Origin of the sequence: Parafrankia sp. EAN1pec (assembly GCF_000018005.1) — a bacterium.
GTDB classification, from domain to species: domain Bacteria; phylum Actinomycetota; class Actinomycetes; order Frankiales; family Frankiaceae; genus Parafrankia; species Parafrankia soli.
Genome location: NC_009921.1, coordinates 5,576,849 through 5,595,049, shown reverse-complemented (window position 1 = coordinate 5,595,049; position 18,201 = coordinate 5,576,849). Strand labels below are relative to the sequence as shown.

14 protein-coding genes are annotated in these 18,201 nt (G+C 73.9%); 13 read left to right on the top strand and 1 reads right to left on the bottom strand.

Annotated elements, in window-relative coordinates; genetic code table 11:
- Positions 1-118 precede the first annotated feature (118 nt).
- The 3 genes from FRANEAN1_RS22815 to FRANEAN1_RS22805 all read left to right on the top strand — a co-directional run bounded on the left by FRANEAN1_RS22815 (position 119) and on the right by FRANEAN1_RS22805 (position 4,092).
- Positions 119-1,267, top strand: coding sequence for a UDP-glucose--hexose-1-phosphate uridylyltransferase (locus FRANEAN1_RS22815; protein WP_041254624.1), 1,149 nt, complete (start codon positions 119-121; stop codon positions 1,265-1,267).
- Positions 1,264-2,538, top strand: coding sequence for a galactokinase (gene galK, locus FRANEAN1_RS22810; RefSeq protein ID WP_020462171.1), 1,275 nt, complete (start codon positions 1,264-1,266; stop codon positions 2,536-2,538). The genes FRANEAN1_RS22815 and galK overlap by 4 nt, the downstream gene beginning before the upstream one ends.
- A gap of 75 nt (positions 2,539-2,613) precedes the next feature.
- Entirely contained in the window at positions 2,614-4,092 is a 1,479-nt protein-coding gene (locus FRANEAN1_RS22805; protein WP_020462170.1) for a glycoside hydrolase family 43 protein, read from the top strand.
- 7 nt (positions 4,093-4,099) lie between these two features.
- Here FRANEAN1_RS22805 and FRANEAN1_RS22800 read toward each other — a convergent pair whose 3' ends face one another.
- Positions 4,100-5,218: a LacI family DNA-binding transcriptional regulator gene (locus tag FRANEAN1_RS22800; RefSeq protein WP_157472763.1), complete on the bottom strand. Its 1,119-nt coding sequence runs from the start codon at positions 5,216-5,218 to the stop codon at positions 4,100-4,102.
- Between the two features lie 292 nt (positions 5,219-5,510).
- Between FRANEAN1_RS22800 and FRANEAN1_RS22795 the strand changes: the two genes are divergently transcribed.
- The 10 genes from FRANEAN1_RS22795 (at position 5,511) to FRANEAN1_RS22750 (ending at position 18,156) form a co-directional block, all read left to right on the top strand.
- Positions 5,511-6,521, top strand: a complete 1,011-nt coding sequence (locus tag FRANEAN1_RS22795) for a U32 family peptidase (protein ID WP_020462168.1) — start codon at positions 5,511-5,513, stop codon at positions 6,519-6,521.
- Positions 6,518-7,681, top strand: coding sequence for a mandelate racemase/muconate lactonizing enzyme family protein (locus tag FRANEAN1_RS22790; RefSeq protein ID WP_020462167.1), 1,164 nt, complete (start codon positions 6,518-6,520; stop codon positions 7,679-7,681). The genes FRANEAN1_RS22795 and FRANEAN1_RS22790 overlap by 4 nt, the downstream gene beginning before the upstream one ends.
- Positions 7,678-8,727: an alcohol dehydrogenase catalytic domain-containing protein gene (locus tag FRANEAN1_RS22785; RefSeq protein WP_347177250.1), complete on the top strand. Its 1,050-nt coding sequence runs from the start codon at positions 7,678-7,680 to the stop codon at positions 8,725-8,727. The genes FRANEAN1_RS22790 and FRANEAN1_RS22785 overlap by 4 nt, the downstream gene beginning before the upstream one ends.
- A 23-nt stretch (positions 8,728-8,750) precedes the next feature.
- Positions 8,751-10,211: an aldehyde dehydrogenase (NADP(+)) gene (locus FRANEAN1_RS22780; RefSeq protein ID WP_041254622.1), complete on the top strand. Its 1,461-nt coding sequence runs from the start codon at positions 8,751-8,753 to the stop codon at positions 10,209-10,211.
- Positions 10,212-10,214: 3 nt separating this feature from the next.
- On the top strand, positions 10,215-11,171 hold the full coding sequence (locus FRANEAN1_RS22775) for an SMP-30/gluconolactonase/LRE family protein (protein WP_020462164.1): 957 nt from the start codon (positions 10,215-10,217) through the stop codon (positions 11,169-11,171).
- A 153-nt stretch (positions 11,172-11,324) separates the two neighbouring features.
- The gene (locus tag FRANEAN1_RS22770) at positions 11,325-12,086 is read left to right on the top strand and encodes a DeoR/GlpR family DNA-binding transcription regulator (protein ID WP_083788312.1); all 762 of its coding nucleotides are present in this window, start codon (positions 11,325-11,327) and stop codon (positions 12,084-12,086) included.
- Between the two features lie 165 nt (positions 12,087-12,251).
- Positions 12,252-13,418 carry an L-rhamnose isomerase gene (gene rhaI / locus FRANEAN1_RS22765; protein ID WP_020462162.1) on the top strand — a complete coding sequence of 389 codons (1,167 nt, stop codon included), beginning with the start codon at positions 12,252-12,254 and terminating at the stop codon, positions 13,416-13,418.
- A complete protein-coding gene (locus tag FRANEAN1_RS22760) occupies positions 13,415-15,454 on the top strand; it encodes a bifunctional rhamnulose-1-phosphate aldolase/short-chain dehydrogenase (protein WP_020462161.1) in 2,040 nt (679 codons plus the stop codon). Before rhaI ends, FRANEAN1_RS22760 begins: the two co-directional genes overlap by 4 nt.
- 54 nt (positions 15,455-15,508) lie before the next feature.
- Positions 15,509-16,903, top strand: a complete 1,395-nt coding sequence (locus FRANEAN1_RS22755; protein WP_020462160.1) for a rhamnulokinase family protein — start codon at positions 15,509-15,511, stop codon at positions 16,901-16,903.
- Positions 16,900-18,156, top strand: a complete 1,257-nt coding sequence (locus FRANEAN1_RS22750; protein ID WP_020462159.1) for an alpha-hydroxy acid oxidase — start codon at positions 16,900-16,902, stop codon at positions 18,154-18,156. Before FRANEAN1_RS22755 ends, FRANEAN1_RS22750 begins: the two co-directional genes overlap by 4 nt.
- The last annotated feature ends 45 nt before the right edge of the window (positions 18,157-18,201 follow it).

Genomic DNA, 18,201 nt, shown 5'->3' with positions numbered 1-18,201 from the left:
CCCGTGCCGGTTCGGGGCCGGTGAGCTCGGGTGGCCGTCTGTTCCCGTGAACGGATGGCGGGCATCCTTGACCATCAGGATGTTAGCGCTAACATTCGACCTCGATGAGTGGACCTCGATGAGTGGAACAGCCCGGGGGAGTGGCGTCCCGTCCACTCCACACCGCCGTTTCGATCCGCTGCGGGGGCGGTGGGTTCTGGTGTCGGCTGGTCGGGACCGGCGGCCGTGGTCGGGTGAGAGCCAGGCGGTCAGCCCGGTCGCGGTGGCGCGGCACGACCCGGAGTGCGGGCTGTGTCCCGGCAACCTCAGGGCGGCCGCCGGCCTCGACCGGATCCGAAATCCCGACTATGCCGGGCCGTACGTGTTCGCCAACGACTTCCCGGCGCTGCGACCCCCCTTGTCTGACGAGCGCCTGGAGGTGCGGGCCGAGTCAGGAATCCCGCCCGGCCGGGCCGGAGGCGCCGAGGAGTTGCTGCGCGCGGAGCCCGAGACCGGTGTCTGCCGGGTGCTGTGCTTCGGGCCGTGGCACGACCGGCACCTCGCGGCGATGGGCGACGGGGAGCTGGCGGCCGTTGTCGATCTCTGGATCGGCCAGGCCGCCGAGCTGGGCCGGGTGTGGCGGTGGGTGCAGATCTTCGAGAACCGGGGGGCCGCGATGGGTGCCTCCAGCCCGCATCCGCACGGCCAGGTGTGGGCGAGCGCCTCGCTGCCGGACGAGCCGGCTGCGGAGGACGTCCGCCAGCGTGACTACCTGAGTAGGCACGGCCGCCGGTTGCTGGTCGACTATGCCGGAATCGAGCGCACCGCCGGGGAGCGGGTGGTGGCGGACAACGGCGAGTGGCTCGCGGTCGTGCCCTACTGGGCGGTGTGGCCGTTCGAGACGATGCTGATGCCCGTGCGCCCGGTTGCCAGCCTCCCCGAGCTGGACGGACCCCTTCGGGAGAGCCTGGTCGGGATGCTGCGGACCCTGTTGACGGCCTATGACGCCCTGTTCGGCGTCCCGTTTCCCTACTCGATGGGCTGGCACGGCGCACCGGGACCGGACGGCGCCGGACCGGACGGTGCCGCCGTGGCCGCGCCGGGCAGAGCCGGGCACTGGCAGCTGCACGCCCACTTCTACCCGCCGTTGCTGCGTTCGCCGACCGTCCGCAAGTTCCTCGTCGGCTACGAGATGCTGGCCGGCGCGCAGCGCGACATCACCCCGGAGCAAGCCGCGGCGATGCTGCGGGCCCACGTCCCGGCCGCCGGACCGGACCGGGTCCGATGAGCCAGCGTGGTGAGGTTTCCGCGACGGCCGGGGGCGTCGGCGCAACCCCCGCCCCGGGCAGCCCGGGCACCCCGGGCGCGGCGGAGCGGGCCGTCGCGGCTTTCGTCCGGTGCCACGGGGCCCGGCCGGCCTACCTGGTCCGCTCGCCTGGTCGGGTGAATCTGATCGGCGAGCACACCGACTACAACGGTGGCCTCTGCCTGCCGGTGGCGATCGACCTCGAGCTGTGTCTCGCGTTCTCCCCGTCCCCGCGCGCGACTGCGGGCCACGGGTTTGTCGAGGTGCTTTCCGAGCATCGCGCGGCACCGGCCCGGATCGACCTGCCGCCGCCTCCGCCGCCTGAGCCCGGGTCACCGGGCCGGGCCGGGGCCGCGCAATCCGGATGGGCCGGGTACGTCGAAGGTGTCGTCGTGATGGCGGCGTCGGTCGCCGGCGCCGCCGCGTCGCGAGGCTGGTACGGGACGCTGGCCAGCGACCTGCCGCTCGGCGCGGGGCTGTCGTCGTCGGCCGCGCTGGAGCTTGCCGTGGCCCGGGCCTGCGCGGTGGTGTGGAAGACCGGCTGGGATCCGATCGAGGCGGCCCGGCTCGCCCAGCGGGCCGAGAACGGCTGGGTGGGCGCCGCCACCGGCCTGCTTGACCAGATCGCCTGCGCCGCGGCGACGGCCGGCCACGCTCTGGAGATCGACTTTCGTGATCTGACGGTGACCGCGGTCGCCGTCCCGGATTCGGTCGTCGTCGCGGTCGTGGACACCGGCACCCGCCGGGAGCTGGTCACCAGCGCCTACGCCCAGCGCCGGGCCGAATGTGAGCGGGCGGCGGCCGGGTTGGGCGTCGCGAGCCTGCGCGACCTCGGCGACCGGTTGCCCGCCGACGCGGCCCGCCGGCTCGACCCGGTGGCGTTGCGCCGGGCGCGCCACATCGTCACCGAGAACACGCGGGTACGGGAGCTCGCCGACGCACTGCGCCGCGTGGACCTGCCGCGGGCCGGCACCGTGCTCCTCGACGGCCACCGGTCGATCCGGGATGACTTCGAGGTGTCCGGTCCCGAACTGGAAGCTGCGGTCGAGGCCTGCCTGAACGCTCCCGGCTGCCACGGTGCGCGGATGACCGGCGGCGGTTTCGCCGGCTGCGTCGTCGCCCTGGTCGACGCGGACTCGGCGGCTGCCTTCGCCGCGGCGGTGGTCGGTGCCTACCGCGCGAGAACTGGGAACGAGGCGGTGGTCCATCTGTGCGCGCCGGTCGACGGCACCTCGCTGGTGGACGCGCCCTGATGACGGGTCAGCCGGCCTGCGCGGCGGACACCATCGACAGCCCCACAGACGGGGGGCAACGGATGAGAAGGACTCATGAACGCCAACCCGATCCTGCCCGGTTTTCACCCGGACCCGTCGATCTGCCGGGTGGGCGACGATTACTACCTGGTGACCTCGAGCTTCGAGTACTTCCCCGGGGTGCCGATCTTCCGCAGCACGGACCTCACCGGCTGGGAACAGATCGGCAACGTGCTCGACCGCCCCACCCAGCTGAACGTGACCCCGGGCCTGGAGTCGGCCAGCACAGGGATCTTCGCGCCGACCCTGCGCCACCATGACGGCAGATTCTGGCTCGCCACGACGAACTTCACCGACGTCCGTAAGGGTCACCTCATCGTCCAGGCGGCCGACCCGGCCGGCGCATGGACCGACCCGGTCCACACAGGCGGGGGAACGGTCGGGATTGACCCCGACCTGGCGTGGGACGAGAACGGTACCTGTCATCTGACGTGGTGCTTTCCCGGGCAGATCATGCAGGCCGCCGTCGACCCGGAGAGCGGGAGGCTGCTCTCCGAGCCCCGTGGGCTGTGGAGCGGGACGGGGCGTGCCCACCCTGAAGGCCCGCACCTGTTCAGCCGGGAAGGCTGGTGGTACCTGGTCATCGCCGAGGGCGGCACCGACGGTGGCCACGCCGTGTCGATCGCGCGTTCCCGCTCGATCACCGGACCCTTCACCGGCAACCCCGCCAATCCGATCCTCACCAGGAGCGGCACCGAACACCCGGTCCAGAGCACCGGCCACGCCGACTTCGTCGAACTTCCCGGGGGTGAGTGGGCGATGGTTCACCTGGGGGTCCGCCCGCGCGGCACGTTCCCCAAGTTCCACGTCAACGGCCGGGAGACCTTCCTGACCGGCATTACCTGGGCCGACGGCTGGCCGATCGTGGTGGAGGACCGGTTCACGGTGCCAGTCCGGGACAACTCCTTCGTCGACGAGTTCCGCACGCCGACACTGCATCCCCGGTGGGTCTCCCCGGGGACCGACCCACGGACTTTCACCCGCCACCGACCCGGCGGAGTCGTCCTGGCCGCCGGCCGGGCACCCGACGCGGGCGAGGCCAGGCGCCTGCTCGCTGTGCGCGCCCAGGACCCGCAATGGCAGGTAACCGCGGTCATCCCCGACGGCGACGCCTGCCTGACCGTCCGGATGGACGACGCCCACTGGGTCGCCGTCGAACGCCGTGGGGAGATGCTGGCGGCCAGGATGGTGCTCGGCCCACTTGACCAGACCCTCGCCACCGCCGCCGGGATCGGCCCGGGCGACGCGCTCGCCGTCCGCGCCGTGACGCATGCCGAGGCCGCCAGCTTCCGTGCCGGCCCCGACCAGCTCGAGCTGGGCCACCTCACCGACGGCGAGTTCCGGCTGCTCGCCACGGTCGACGGGCGCTACCTCTCGACCGAGGTCGCCGGCGGCTTCACCGGGCGCGTCGTCGGAGTCGAGGCGATCGGCACCGACGCCACCCTGTCACGATTCGAATACCTGGCCTTGGATGCCGCCGCGCCCCAGGGCTAGGCGAACGTCAGGACGGCGGTGCCGTGCTGCGGCGCAGGACCAGCTCCGGCGGGATGACGACATGGGTCCGGCCGGCCGTGCCGGTCTCGACCTGCTCCAGCAGCGAGCGCAGGCTCTGGCGACCGACCTCGGTGAAGTCCTGCCGGAGTGTGGTCAGCGGTGGTGAGAAGTACTCGGCTTCGGGGATGTCGTCGAACCCGACGACGCTGACGTCCTCGGGTATCCGGCGGCCGCCTTCACGCAGGGCGCGCAGGATACCGAGGGCCATCTGGTCGTTGGCGACGAAGACGGCGGTCAGGTCGGGTTCGCGGGCGAGCCGGCGGCCGGCGGCGAAGCCGGCGCGGGCGGTCCAGTCACCGGCCAGCGGCGGGTGGACGGCCGCGCCGGCCGCATCGAGCGCGGTCCGCCAGCCGGCGATCCGTCCGGCACCCTCGTACCAGTCGGGTGGTCCGGCCACGTGCCGGACGGTTGGGTGTCCGGCGGCGAGCAGGTGCTCGGTGGCGGCCCGGGCGCCGTGCTCCTGGTCCACCGAGACGGTGGCGAAGTCCCCGTCGGGGCGTCCTTCGACGGCGACAAGGGGCAGCCGGCTCGCGACCGCGCTCAGCGAGTCGGCCGCGTCCAGGAGCGGTGCGATCGCCACGATCCCGTCGATGCCGCCGGCGAGGAGGCGCCTGATGGCCTGCCGGACCGCGCCCGGATCGAGGGAGTGCAGGCTGACCACCGTGACCTGGTAGTCCGCCGCCCGCGCCGCCTGTTCGACGGCGTACAGGGTGGACGTCGGCCCGTAGAGCGTGCCGGTCAGGGCCAGGACACCGAGGGTCCGGGAGCGGCCGGTGGCGAGCGCCCGGGCGGCCGGGTTCGGCCGGTAGCCGAGCTCGCGCAGGCCCGCCAGGACCCGCTCCCGGGTCCGTGGCCGGACACCCGGGTGGTTGTTGACGACGCGGGACACGGTCTGGTGGGAGACGCCGACGAGGCGGGCCACGTCGGTCAGGGCCGGCGGCCGACCGGACGCGGGCATCGTGCTCCCCACCTCGCCCGGCCCACCCGGCCCTGCCAGCTCGCCTGGCTCGGACGCGCCGGGGAACACCTGCGACGCCGACTCGCCGCCCCGGTCCGCTCCGTCCAATTCGGTCCACCTTCGTCGCTCTTGACGTGCCGCTCCTCGTGTCGCGTCACCGGGAGGACGGCGTCCTCGTCAGCCGCGCCGCCCCGGTCCGCTCGCTCCGTTATAGCCGGCCTGCACCTGCTGGCCGGTGGGCGCCGGGCTGGACGCGTCGCGCCGCCGGGCTTGACCGGCAAAATGTTAGCGCTAACATTTGTCCTCGCGGCCGTTGTCACGCCCGGGCGGCCGCGCGCCGACACCGGATCACGTCGGCTCCGCCGGCCAACCTGGCCATGCACAAGAACGGGAGGCGCGGGTGCGACAGACGCGTGATTTCCTCCGCTCGCTCGGGCTGCCGGGCGCCGATCCCGCCGACCTGCCGTCCAGCGGGAAGCGGTTCCCGGACGGAGCCCAGTACCGGGTGGAGATCCCGAGCGCGGAGGGGCCGGAGGCGCTGGCGGCGGTGCTGGCCGAGGCGGACCACCGGCGCGTCCCGGTCCACCGGGTCTCGCAGGGCAGCGGCGGGCTGCTGCTGACCGCCGGGGAGCTGGCGGCGATGGCGGCCGCCGGGGCGGCGGCGGACGTCGAGGTCAGCCTGTTCGCCCGGCCGCTGGCCGGCTGGGACACCGGGGCCGCCGCCCTGGCCCCCGGCGGTGCCGGCCTGGCCGCGCAGGCGCGGGGGACCGAACAGCTCGTGCACGTGCTGGAGGACATCCGCCGGGCCACCGAGGCCGGGATCCGCAGCGTCCTGGTCGCCGACGTCGGGGTGCTGTCGGTCGCGGCCCGGATGCGGGCGGCCGGCGAGCTGCCACCGGAGCTGATCTTCAAGGTGAGTGTGCAGATGGGCTGCGCCAACCCCGCGTCGATCCGCCTGGTCGAGCAGCTCGGCGCCGACACCTACAACGTGCCGACCGACCTGTCGCTCGCCCAGCTCGCGGCGGTCCGGGCGGCCGTGGACATCCCCATCGACCTCTACGTCGAGGCGCCGGACGACCTCGGGGGCTTCGTGCGCCACTTCGAGATCGCCGAGATCGTCCGGGTCGCCGCGCCGGTGTACCTGAAGTTCGGGCTGCGCAACGCGCCGAACATCTATCCCAGCGGCACCCACCTGACCGGCACCGCCGTGGCCCTGGGGCGGGAGCGGGTCCGGCGGGCCGAGATCGGCCTGGAGCTGCTGCGCCGTTATTACCCGGACGCTGTCGGGTCAGGACGGCGCCCGGCCGGGCTGGCCGTCCCGGCGCCACCCGGCGACGCACCGGCCTCGCCGGCCCCACCGGCGACTCCGCCGTCCGCCGCTGTAGAGGGAACACCGGGGGCAGTGTCATGAAGATCGCCGACGTGCGGACGCACGTGTACGGGACCCCGTGGCGGGATCTGACCTACGTCCAGGTCTTCACGGACGACGGTCTGGTCGGCGTAGGAGAGACCCGGATGCTCGGCCACACCCAGGCGCTGCTGGGCTACCTGGCCGAGGCGACCCGCAACCATGTGCTCGGCTCCGATCCGTTCGACATCGAGTCACTGGTCGACCGGATGAAGCGCGGCGACTACGGGCGGGCCGGCGAGATCGTCATGTCCGGTATCGCGTGCGTCGAGATGGCCTGCTGGGACATCGTCGGCAAGGCGCTGGGGCAGCCGGTGTGGCGGCTGCTGGGCGGCAAGGTCCGCGACCGGATCAAGGCGTACGCCAACGGCTGGTACACCGTCGAGCGCACCCCCGAGGAGTTCCACGCGGCGGCGCGGGCGGTGGTGGACCGGGGCTACCGGGCGCTCAAGCTCGACCCGTTCGGGGCCGGCCGGTGGGAGCTGGACCGGGCCGAACGTCGCCACTCCATCTCCCTGGTCGAGGCGGTGCGCGACGCGGTCGGGCCGGACGTGGAGATCCTCGTCGAGATGCACGGGCGGTTCGCCCCACACGAGGCGATCCGGATTGCCGCCTCACTGACCGAGTTCGAGCCGGGCTGGGTCGAGGAGCCGGTACCACCGGAGAACCTGCGGGCGCTGGCCAAGGCCGCCGCCGGGATCGACGCCCCGGTGGCGACCGGGGAGCGCATCCACGACCGCACCGAGTTCCGGGAGCTGTTCGACCTCGGCGCGGCCGACATCATCCAGCCCGACATCGGCCATCTCGGTGGCATCAGCGAGACCCGCAAGCTCGCCGCGACCGCAGAGACCCACTTCACGCTGGTCGCCCCGCACAACGTCGGCGGCGCGGTTCTCACCGCCGCCAACCTGCACCTGGCCGCCTGCACCCCCAACTTCATGATCCAGGAACACTTCAACGACTTCGCCGACGAGGAGGTCAAGCTCGCGGCGCCGGGCCTGCCGCCGGTCGTCGACGGCTACTTCGCCCTGCCGACCGCACCCGGCCTCGGCGTCGAGCTGGACGTCGACGTCGTGGCCGCCCACCCGTCCCGCGGCGCCCACTTCGACCTCTACGCCGACGGCTGGGAGCTGCGCGGCTCCCGCCCGCCCGGCCGCGGCTGACCGTGACCGGACGCGCGGTGTGGATCGACGCGCCGGGCCGGCTGGAGATCCGCCCGGCCGAACCGGTCGCTCCCGGGCCGGGTGAGGTGCTGGTCCGGGTGGCCCGGGCGGGTATCTGCGGCTCCGACCGCGAGGTGCTGCGCGGCACTCGGCCCGCCGGCTTCGTCCGGTACCCGGTCGTCCCGGGGCACGAGTGGTCCGGGACGGTGGCGGCGGTCGGCCCGGCGGGGGACGCGGCGCTCGTGGGCCGGCCGGTGGTCGCCGAGGGCTTCCGCTCCTGCCGGGTCTGTCCCGCCTGCCGGCGCGGCGACACCAACCTGTGCACCGCCCCCTACGACGAGACCGGCTTCACCTGCCCCGGCGCGTGGTCCGACCACCTGGTCGTGCCGAGCCATCTCCTGCACGTCCTACCGGCCGGCGCCGACCTGCGCGCGGCCGCCGGCCTGGAACCGGCAGCCTGCGCGGCGGCCATGTGCCTGCGCGCCGGTGCCGTTCCCGGCGAGCGGGTCGCCGTGGTCGGGGCGGGCACGCTCGGCCTGCTGGCCACACAGCTGCTGGCGGCGGGCGGCCCGGCCGAGCTGGTCGCCGTGGACCCCCGCGCGGGCCGCGCCGAGCTCGCCGCCCGGTGCGGCGCCACGACGTTGCTGTCACCGGACGAGGCCGCCGGCGGCCGGTGGTCACGGCGCTTCGACGTGGTGGTCGAGGCCGCCGGCGCGCCCGGCAGCGCGGCGCTGGCCTGCGGGCTCGCCCGCCGTGGCGGGCGGGTGGTGCTCGCCGGTCTCGCCGCGGACGGCGACCACCCGCTGCGCGCCCTCGACCTCGTGCTTCCCCAGCTCACCGTGCACACCGTGTTCGGCGCGCCGTCGCGAGCCTGGACCCACGCGGTACGCGCGTTCGCCGCCGGCCAGCTCGACCCGGCGGCGCTGGTCACGCACGAGCTGCTCCTCGACGACGTCGGCGAGGCGTTCCGGCTCCTCGACGACGCCGCCGGCACCGCCGTGAAGATCCTGCTGCGTCCCGCGTCCCGGAGCGGCACCGCCTCGTGACACCCCGCCTCGTCAACGGAAGGATGGCCGTGCCCACCGTCACGACCGACACCGAAGCGCTGCTCGCCGCCGCGGCGACGGCGGCCCGGCCGTTCGGCGCGCTCGCGCCGGCCGCGCGCGCGTCGATGCTGCGCGCGGTGGCCGACGCCCTGGACGCCGCGGCCGAGACCCTGGTCCCGGTCGCGATGCGCGAGACACGGCTGCCCGAACCGCGCCTGCGCGGTGAGCTGGTCCGCACGACGTTCCAGCTCCGCCTGTTCGCCGGGCTCCTCGACGACGGCGGCTACCTCGAGGCGACGATCGACCCGCCCGACCCGGCCTGGCCCACCGGGCCGCGTCCCGACCTGCGCCGGATGCTGATCCCGGTCGGGCCGGTGCTCGTCTTCGCCGCCTCGAACTTCCCCTTCGCGTTCAGCGTCGCCGGTGGGGACACCGCCGCCGCGCTCGCCGCGGGCTGTCCGGTGCTGCTCAAGGCCCACCCCGGCCATCCGGAGCTGTCCCGTCTCACCGCCGCCGTCGTCACGGACGCGCTGGCCGCCGCCGGGGCACCCGCGGGGACACTGGCCCTGATCGAAGGTGACGAGCCGGCACGGGCCGCTCTCGTCGACCCGCGTGTGCGAGCCGGCGCCTTCACCGGCTCGGAGCACGCCGGCCGGCTCCTTTTCAACCTCGCCGCCGCCCGCGACGAGCCGATCCCGTTCTACGCCGAGATGGGCAGTGTCAACCCGGTCTTCGTGACCGAGGCCGCCGCCGCCCGGCGCGGGCCGGAGATCTGGGCCGGCTACATCGAGTCCTACACACTGGGCACCGGCCAGTTCTGCACCAAGCCCGGCCTCCTGTTCGCCCCAGCGGGATCAGCCGAAGCGGACCTCGTCCGGCTGGTGTCCGCGCGGCCGGCCACCCCGATGCTGGGGGAGCGGATCGCGACCGGCTACCGGGACACCCTCGGCGGGCTCACGGGCCATCCCGCGGTTCGGGTGCTGGCCGCCGGTACCGGGACGGTGAGCGACGCCGGGCCGGCGACCGGCGTGACGCCGACTCTGCTGACCACCAGTGCCGCCGACTGGCTGCGCGACCCGGGCGCGCTGGCGGTCGAGTGCTTCGGCCCGACGTCGCTGCTCGTCGCCTACGACGATCCGGCCGACCTGCTCGCGGTGGCCCGCGCCCTCGGCGGGCAGCTCACCGCCACCGTGCACGGCGAGGACACCGACGACGTCCTCACCGCGGACCTGCTCGCCGAGCTGCGGGAACGGGCCGGTCGGGTGCTGTGGAACGGGTGGCCGACCGGCGTGTCGGTCAGCCCGGCCATGACCCACGGCGGCCCGTACCCGGCGACGACGTCGCTACACACCTCGGTCGGGACGACGTCGATCTCTCGGTTCCTGCGGCCCGTCACGTACCAGTCGCTGCCCGAGCGCCTGCTGCCCGAGCCGCTGCGTGACGGCAATCCCTGGGGGATCCCCCAGGACCGCCACGGCGGCTGACCGGTGGCCGCCGACCGCCCCGGGCAGATCACCGACCCGGTGGCCTTCCATGGCGAAGGCCCGGTCTGGAGCCCCGACTGGGGCGGCCTGCGCTGCGTCGACCTGCTGGCCGGTGACGTCCTCGCCGTCGACACCACGAGCGGCGCGGTCCGCCGCGACCATGTCGGCGCCGTGGCTGCGGCGCTGCGACCACGAGCCGCGGGTGGGACGGTGCTCGCACTGGAACGCGGCTTCGCGCTCATCGACCCCGCCGACCCGGACGGCCCCACCGACCCCGCCGGCTCGGACGGCCAGGCCGGCCCGGAAGACTCTGCTGGCTCTGAAGACCCTGCCGGCCTCACCGCCGGCGTCCGCCGGTACCTCGGGGATCTGTGGGACGCCGACGCGGGGGTCCGGATGAACGACGGCGGCTGTGACCCGGACGGCCGCTTCTACTGCGGATCCATGGCCTACGCCGAGACGGCCGGCGCCGGTTCGCTCTACCGGCTCGCACCCGACGGCACCGTCAGCGTCGTGCTGACCGGCGTCACCGTCTCCAACGGGCTGGCCTGGAGCCCCGACGGCGCGAGGGCGTACTACGTCGACTCGCCGACGTCACGGGTGGACGTCTTCGACTACGACTCGGAACGGGGACTGAGTAACCGTCGGACCCTGCTCACCGTCTCTGCCGACGGGGGCGCGCCTGACGGGCTCACCGTCGACGCCGACGGCTACCTGTGGGTGGCGCTGTGGGGCGGCGGCGCGGTCCGCCGCTACTCACCCGCCGGCCGGCTCGACGGGATCGTCCCGCTGCCCGTGCCCAGGGTGACGGCGTGCACCTTCGGCGGCGACCGCCTCGACACGCTCTACATCACCACCTCCCAGGTCGGCACCGATCTCACCCGGTATCCGGCGGCGGGTGCTGTGTTCGCCCTCGCCCCGGGAGTCCGTGGCCAGCCGGTGCAACCGTTCACGGGCTAGATCCGCGTGACTCGCTTCCGCTCTGGTGTCCCGCGGAACACTCGATCAGGGCACGGCACATCGCAGCTGATCAATCTCCGTGCAACGGGCTGTTAGTCTGACGTTGCTTCGAACACCGTTCTCACACGTAACGCCGCGTCCGGCGAGGTGCCTGTGTCACTGCCCCTGCGGAATGGTCCCGGAGAGGACCGCCTGACCTGGCTGAGCGACCAGCTCAGGGATCAGGGGGCGGTCACCATCACCGCCGCGGCGGCGGCGCTCAACGTCAGCGAGATGACGATCCGGCGGGACCTGGCCCAGCTGGAGGAACGCGGGGTGGCCCGCCGGGTGCGCGGCGGGGCGCGCTCCGTCGGCCCGCGCAGCTTCGCTCAGCGCCGGGACCGGATGGCGGCGGCGAAGTCGCGCATCGCGGCGAAGCTCGCCGAGCTCGTCCCGGACGGGGGCGCGGTCGCGTTCGACGCGTCCTCGACGGTCATGCGGCTCGCCGGCGCTCTGACCAGCGCGGACGATCTGCTCGTTGTCACGAACGGGCCCGACACGTTCGGCGTGCTGCGGGACAGGCCAGGTATCTCGGTGCTGCTGACCGGCGGGCGGCTCGATCCCCGGACCGGCAGCCTGGTCGGCCCGCTGGCGAGCCGGGCGGCGGCGGACATCACCGTGCGGCGGCTGTTCGCCTCGGCGGCGGCCCTCGACGAGCGGGCGGGTCCGCTGGAGGAGACCCCGGAGGAGGCCGACGTCAAGCGCGCGCTGGCCGCCGGCGCCGAGCAGATCGTCCTAGCCGTCGACTCCTCGAAAATCGGTACGCGAGCCGTCGCGCGCTGGCTCGACTGGGACCGCGTCGACTGGCTGGTGACCGAGCTCGACCCGCAGGACGACCGGCTGGCGCCCTACCGGCGGGTGACGCGGCTCCTCTGACGCGGCTCCGACGCCGCCGCGTCTGCCTGCGTGCGGCTGGGTGCCTCTCCTTCTCGGCTCACGACTGCCTTCTCGGTTCGCGATTGCCGACCGTGCGAGATTGTGTGACAATTTACAAGATCTCACAGAAGCCGGAAGGGCTGGCAGCTGGAAGGGCTGGCGACGATGCGGGCATTCAGCCAGACGACAGAGGACCTCGCTCGGCAGGAGATCGAGCTGCCCTCGTGGGCGTTCGGGAACTCCGGGACGCGCTTCAAGGTGTTCACGCAGCGTGGCATCCCGCGTGATCCGTTCGAGAAGGTCGCCGACGCGGCGCAGGTGCACCGGTTGACCGGGCTCGCGCCGTCGGTCGCGCTGCACATCCCCTGGGACGTCGTCGACGACTTCGACAAGCTGGGCGAACACGCGCGGGCCAACGGCGTCCGGCTCGGGACGATCAACACGAACACGTTCCAGGACGACGACTACCTGCTCGGCAGCCTCTGTCACGTCGACGAGCGCGTCCGGGCGAAGGCGGTCAGGCACGCCCTCGACTGCGTCGACATCATGGACGCGACGGGCAGCCGCGACCTGAAGATCTGGCTGCCCGACGGGCTGAACTACCCCGGCCAGGCCGACCTGCGCGACCGGCAGGAGCGGCTCGCCGACGCCCTGGGCCAGATCTACGCCCGGCTGGCGGCGCACCAGCGGCTCGTGCTCGAGTACAAGCTGTTCGAGCCGGCCTTCTACGCCACCGACGTCCCCGACTGGGGCACGGCCTACGTCCACTGCCTCGCGCTCGGGGAACGTGCCGTGGTGTGTCTGGACACCGGCCACCACGCCCCGCACACCAACATCGAGTTCATCGTGATGCAGCTGCTCCGGCTGGGGCGGCTGGGGGCGTTCGACTTCAACTCCCGCTTCTACGCCGACGACGACCTGATCGTCGGCGCCGCTGACCCCTTCCAGCTGTTCCGGATCATGACCGAGGTCGTCCGGGGCGGTGGCTACGACGAGGGCAGCGAGGTGACCTTCATGCTCGACCAGTGCCACAACATCGAGGCGAAGATCCCGGGCCAGATCCGGTCCGTGCTCAACGTGCAGGAGATGACGGCCCGCGCGCTGCTCGTCGACCGGGCGGCGCTCGCCGAGGCTGAGCGCGCCGGGGACGTGCTGGCCGCGAACGCGGTCCTCATGGACGCCTTCTACACCGACGTGCGCGCAGACCTCGCCGCCTGGCGTGAGTCGCGCGGGCTGCCCGCCGACCCCCTGGCGGCCTTCCAGTCCAGCGGTTACGCCGAGCGCGTCGCGGCCGAGCGGGTCGGTGGCACCCAGGCCGGGTGGGGCGCGTGAGCGGGAACCAGACCGTCGCCGAGCTCCTCGCCCGGTCGAACCGGCTCGGCGCCGACCCGCGCAACACCAACTACGCGGGCGGCAACACCTCCGCCAAGGGCGTCGAGATCGATCCCGTCACGGGCCGCGACGTCGAGCTGCTGTGGGTCAAGGGGTCGGGCGGCGACCTCGGCACGCTGACCGAGCCCGGCCTCGCCGTCCTCCGGCTGGACCGGCTGCGCGCGCTCGTGGACGTCTACCCCGGCGAGGGCCGCGAGGACGAGATGGTCGCCGCCTTCGACTTCTGCCTGCACGGCCGGGGCGGTGCCGCGCCCTCGATCGACACCGCCATGCACGGGCTCGTCGACGCCTCGCACGTCGACCACCTGCACCCGGACAGCGGCATCGCCCTCGCGACCGCCGCCGACGGCGAACAGCTCACGAAGGACGTCTTCGGCACGAAGGTCGCGTGGGTGCCGTGGCGGCGGCCGGGCTTCCAGCTCGGCCTCGACATCGCGGCCGTGCGGCGGGACAACCCCGGCGCCGTCGGCTGCATCCTCGGCGGGCACGGCATCACCGCGTGGGGCGACACGAGCGAGGAGTCCGAGCGCAACTCCACCTGGATCATCGAGCAGGCGCGGCTCCACCTCGAGCGGCACGGGCGGCCGCGGCCCTTCGGCGCCGTGGCCGACGGCCGGCGCGCGCTGCCAGCCGGGCAACGGCGGGCCAGGGCCGCCGTGCTCGCGCCCCACCTGCGTGCGGTCGCGTCCCGCGACCACCGCATGGTCGGCCACTTCACCGACAGCGACGCCGTCCTGGAGTTCCTGGCCAGCGAGAAGCTGTTCGCCCTGGCCCGGCTCGGGACGTCCTGCCCCGACCACTTCCTGCGGACGAAGGTCCGCCCGCTGGTGCTCGACCTGCCGGCCGCGGCGTCACCCGAGGAGTGCGTCCGGCGGCTCGCGGAGCTGCACGAGGCCTACCGCGCCGACTACCGCGCGTACTACGAGCGGCATGCCACCGCCGACTCGCCGCCGATGCGCGGCGCGGACCCGGCGATCATCCTCGTGCCGGGCGTGGGCATGTTCTCCTACGGCCGGGACAAACAGACGGCACGGGTGGCCGGCGAGTTCTACGTCAACGCGATCAACGTGATGCGCGGTGCCGAGGCGGTCTCGTCCTACGCGCCGATCCCGGAGCGCGAGAAGTTCCGGATCGAGTACTGGGCGTTGGAGGAGGCGAAGCTGCGCCGCCTACCGCCGCCCAAGCGGCACGCGGGCCGGGTCGCGCTGGTCACCGGCGCGGCCAGCGGCATCGGCCGGGCCACCGCGTCCCGGCTCGCCGCCGACGGCGCCTGTGTGGTCGTCGCCGACCTCGACGCGACCAGCGCCGTGTCGGCGGCGGGCGAGCTCGGCGGCGCCGACGTCGCGGTCGGCGTCGGCGCCGACGTGACGAAGGAGGCCGAGGTCGCGGCCGCCGTCGCGGCGGCACTGCTCGCCTTCGGCGGGATCGACCTCGTCGTCAACAACGCGGGCCTGTCCATCTCCAAACCGCTGCTGGAGACCACCGAGCGGGACTGGGACCTGCAGCACGACGTCATGGCGAAGGGAAGCTTCCTCGTCGCGCGGGCCGCGGCGCGAGCCATGATCGACCAACGGCTCGGCGGTGACATCGTCTACATCGTCTCCAAGAACGCGCTGTTCGCCGGGCCGAACAACGTCGCCTACGGCGCCGCGAAGGCCGACCAGGCGCACCAGGTCAGGCTGCTGGCGGCCGAGCTCGGCGAGCACGGGATCCGGGTCAACGGCGTCAACCCGGATGGCGTCGTGCGTGGTAGCGGCATCTTCGCCGGCGGGTGGGGAGCCCAGCGTGCGGCGGTCTACGGCATCCCCGAGGAGGAGCTCGGCGCCTTCTACGCCCGGCGGACGCTGCTCGGCCGGGAGGTGCTGCCCGAGCACGTGGCCAACGCGGTCGCGGCCGTGTGCTCGACCGAGCTCAGCCACACGACCGGCCTGCTCGTCCCCGTCGACGCCGGCGTCGCGGCCGCCTTCCTGCGCTGACGGCGACGCTGTGCTGACTGTGGCGTCCGCGCCGACGATGACGTCGGGCTGCCCATGACCGCCAGGGTGTTCGCCGCCGTCGACATCGGGGCGTCCGGCGGGCGGGTGATGGCCGGGCTGGTCGAGGGTGTGTCAGTGTCCCTGCGGCCGGTGCACCGGTTCGCCAACCCGCTCGTCGAGACCGCGGGATCGCTGCGCTGGGACTTCGACCACCTGCACGGCGAGATGCTCCGCGGGCTGCGCAGATTGGCCCGGGAGTGGCCCGCACTGGAGTCGATCGGCATCGACACCTGGGCGGTCGACTTCGGCCTGCTCGACGGCGCCGGTGAGCTCCTCGCGCCGCCCGTCGCCTACCGGGACGGCCACGCCGCGGAGTTCGTCGACGACGTGCACGCCACGGTGAGACCGGAGGAGCTGTTCGCCGTCAACGGGCTGCAGTTCCTGCCGTTCACGACGCTGTACCAGCTTGCCGCGCAGCGGCGCGGCTCCCTGTGGGACCGGGCCGCGCACGTCGTCCTGGTGCCCGACCTGCTGGCCTACCGGCTGACCGGGCGACTGCGCACCGAGCTCACGAACGCCTCGACGACCGGCCTGCTCGACGTCCGGACGCGCCAGTGGTCCGAGGAGCTGCTGCGGCGGCTCGACATCCCGCGCCGGCTCCTGCCGGACCTCGAGGCGCCGGGTACCGTCCGCGGCGTCACGCACGCGCTCGGCCCGCCGGTCCCGGTGACGACGGTGGGCTCGCACGACACCGCCTCCGCCGTCGTCGGGGTCCCCGCGACGACCGACAGCTTCGGCTACGTCTCGTGCGGCACCTGGTCGCTGGTGGGCCTGGAGCTGCCGGCGCCGGTACTCACCCCGGACGCCCGCGCGGCGAACTTCACCAACGAGATCGGCGTCGACGGCCGGGTACGGTTCCTGCGCAACGTCGGCGGGCTGTGGCTGCTGCAGGAATGTCTGCGGGAGTGGAACAACCCCGACCTCGATGACCTCCTCGCCGCCGCCGCGGCGCTGCCACCCGGCGGCCCGGTGATCGACGTCGACGACCCCGCACTCATCGCGCCGGGAAACATGCCGGCCCGGATCGCGGCGGCCGTGCGTGACGGCGACGGCGACGGCCGGGTGCCCCGGACGCCGGCCGCGCTCGCGCGCTGCGTCGTCGACTCCCTCGCCCTCGCCTACGCGCAGACCCTGCGGCGGGCCGCGGACCTGACCGGGCGGCAGGTCGAGGTCATCCATCTCGTCGGTGGCGGCTCCCGCGGCGAGCTACTGTGCCGACTCACCGCGACCGCGGCGGGGGTGCCGGTCGTCGCCGGGCCGGTCGAGGCGACCGCGCTCGGCAACGTCCTCGTCCAGGCTCGGGCCCACGGCGCCGCGCCGGCCACCCTGGAAGACCTGCGCGCGCAGCTCGCGCGTGCATCGACCCTCCGGAGGTACGAGCCGTCATGAGGCCCCTGGCGACACTGCGTTCCGTCATGCGGTTCGGCCCGGTCGAGACCAACCGGACCGAGCGGCGGCTGGCCCGGGCGGCCTCGGTGCACGATCTGCGGCGGCTGGCCCGCCGGCGGCTGCCCGGTGGGGTCTTCGACTACATCGACGGCGCCGCGGAGGACGAACGCACCCTCGCCGCGAACGAGCGGGCCTACGCCGCCACGACCTTCCGCCCGCGGGTGCTGCGCGGCCTGCCCGAGGTCTCGGTCGGCACGGAGATCCTCGGTGCGCCGGCGGCGTACCCGCTCGTGCTCGCGCCCACCGGATTCACCCGCATCGCCGATCCCCAGGGGGAGCTGGCCGTGGCCCGCGCCGCCGCCCGCGCCGGCCTGCCCTACACGCTGTCGACGTTGAGCACCCGTTCGATCGAGGAGGTCCGCGCGGTCAGCGACGGGCGGCTGTGGTTCCAGGTCTACGCGTGGCGTGACCGCGGCCTGGTCAAGGAGATGATCGACCGGGCCGCCGCGGCCCGGTACGAGGCGATCGTGCTCACCGTCGACACCGCCGTCTTCGGCCGCCGCGAGCGCGACGTCCGCCGCGGCTTCTCCCTGCCGCCCACGATCGGTCCGGGCACGATCCTCGACGGCCTGCTGCATCCCGGCTGGACCTGGCAGTTCGTCCGCAGCGAACCGATCCGGTTCAGCAACGTCGCGGGCCGCGACGTGGGCGACGGCGCGTCACCGGTGACGCTGTCCGACTACATCAACACGCAGTTCGACCCCGGCCTGTCCTGGGCGGACCTGACCTGGCTGCGCTCGGTCTGGGCCGGCCGCGTGGTCGTCAAGGGCATCCAGACCGTCGCGGACGCGAAGCTCGCCGCCGAGGCCGGCGTCGACGCGATCGTGCTGTCGAACCACGGCGGCCGGCAGCTGGACGGGGCGCCGGCCACGCTGCCGCTCGTGGCCCCGGTCGCCGACGCGGTCGGCGGTCGCACCGAGATCATCTGCGACGGCGGCGTCCGGCGCGGCAGCGACATCGTCAAGGCGGTCGCGGCCGGCGCGACGGCCGCCATGGCCGGCCGCGCCTACCTCTACGCGCTCGGAGCCGCCGGGGAACGCGGGGTCGACCGGCTGCTCGCCTGGTTCGCCGCCGACATCCACCGCACCCTGGCCCTCCTGGGCGCGGCCGGCGTCGCGGACCTCGGCCGCGACCACCTCGACCTTCCCGCCGAGCCGGTCGGCCCGGCCGCACCGCCCCACCCACCCGCCTGACCGCCTGACCGCGCCCGGCCCACCGCCGGTCGCGCTGTCGCCGCC

Coding starts and splice junctions, on each gene's coding strand:
- FRANEAN1_RS22815 (WP_041254624.1), top strand. CDS start 119: ATGAGTGGAACAGCCCGGGGGAGTGGCGTCCCGTCCACTCCACACCGC.
- FRANEAN1_RS22755 (WP_020462160.1), top strand. CDS start 15,509: ATGACCGCCAGGGTGTTCGCCGCCGTCGACATCGGGGCGTCCGGCGGG.
- FRANEAN1_RS22790 (WP_020462167.1), top strand. CDS start 6,518: ATGAAGATCGCCGACGTGCGGACGCACGTGTACGGGACCCCGTGGCGG.
- galK (WP_020462171.1), top strand. CDS start 1,264: ATGAGCCAGCGTGGTGAGGTTTCCGCGACGGCCGGGGGCGTCGGCGCA.
- FRANEAN1_RS22805 (WP_020462170.1), top strand. CDS start 2,614: ATGAACGCCAACCCGATCCTGCCCGGTTTTCACCCGGACCCGTCGATC.
- FRANEAN1_RS22780 (WP_041254622.1), top strand. CDS start 8,751: ATGGCCGTGCCCACCGTCACGACCGACACCGAAGCGCTGCTCGCCGCC.
- rhaI (WP_020462162.1), top strand. CDS start 12,252: ATGCGGGCATTCAGCCAGACGACAGAGGACCTCGCTCGGCAGGAGATC.
- FRANEAN1_RS22750 (WP_020462159.1), top strand. CDS start 16,900: ATGAGGCCCCTGGCGACACTGCGTTCCGTCATGCGGTTCGGCCCGGTC.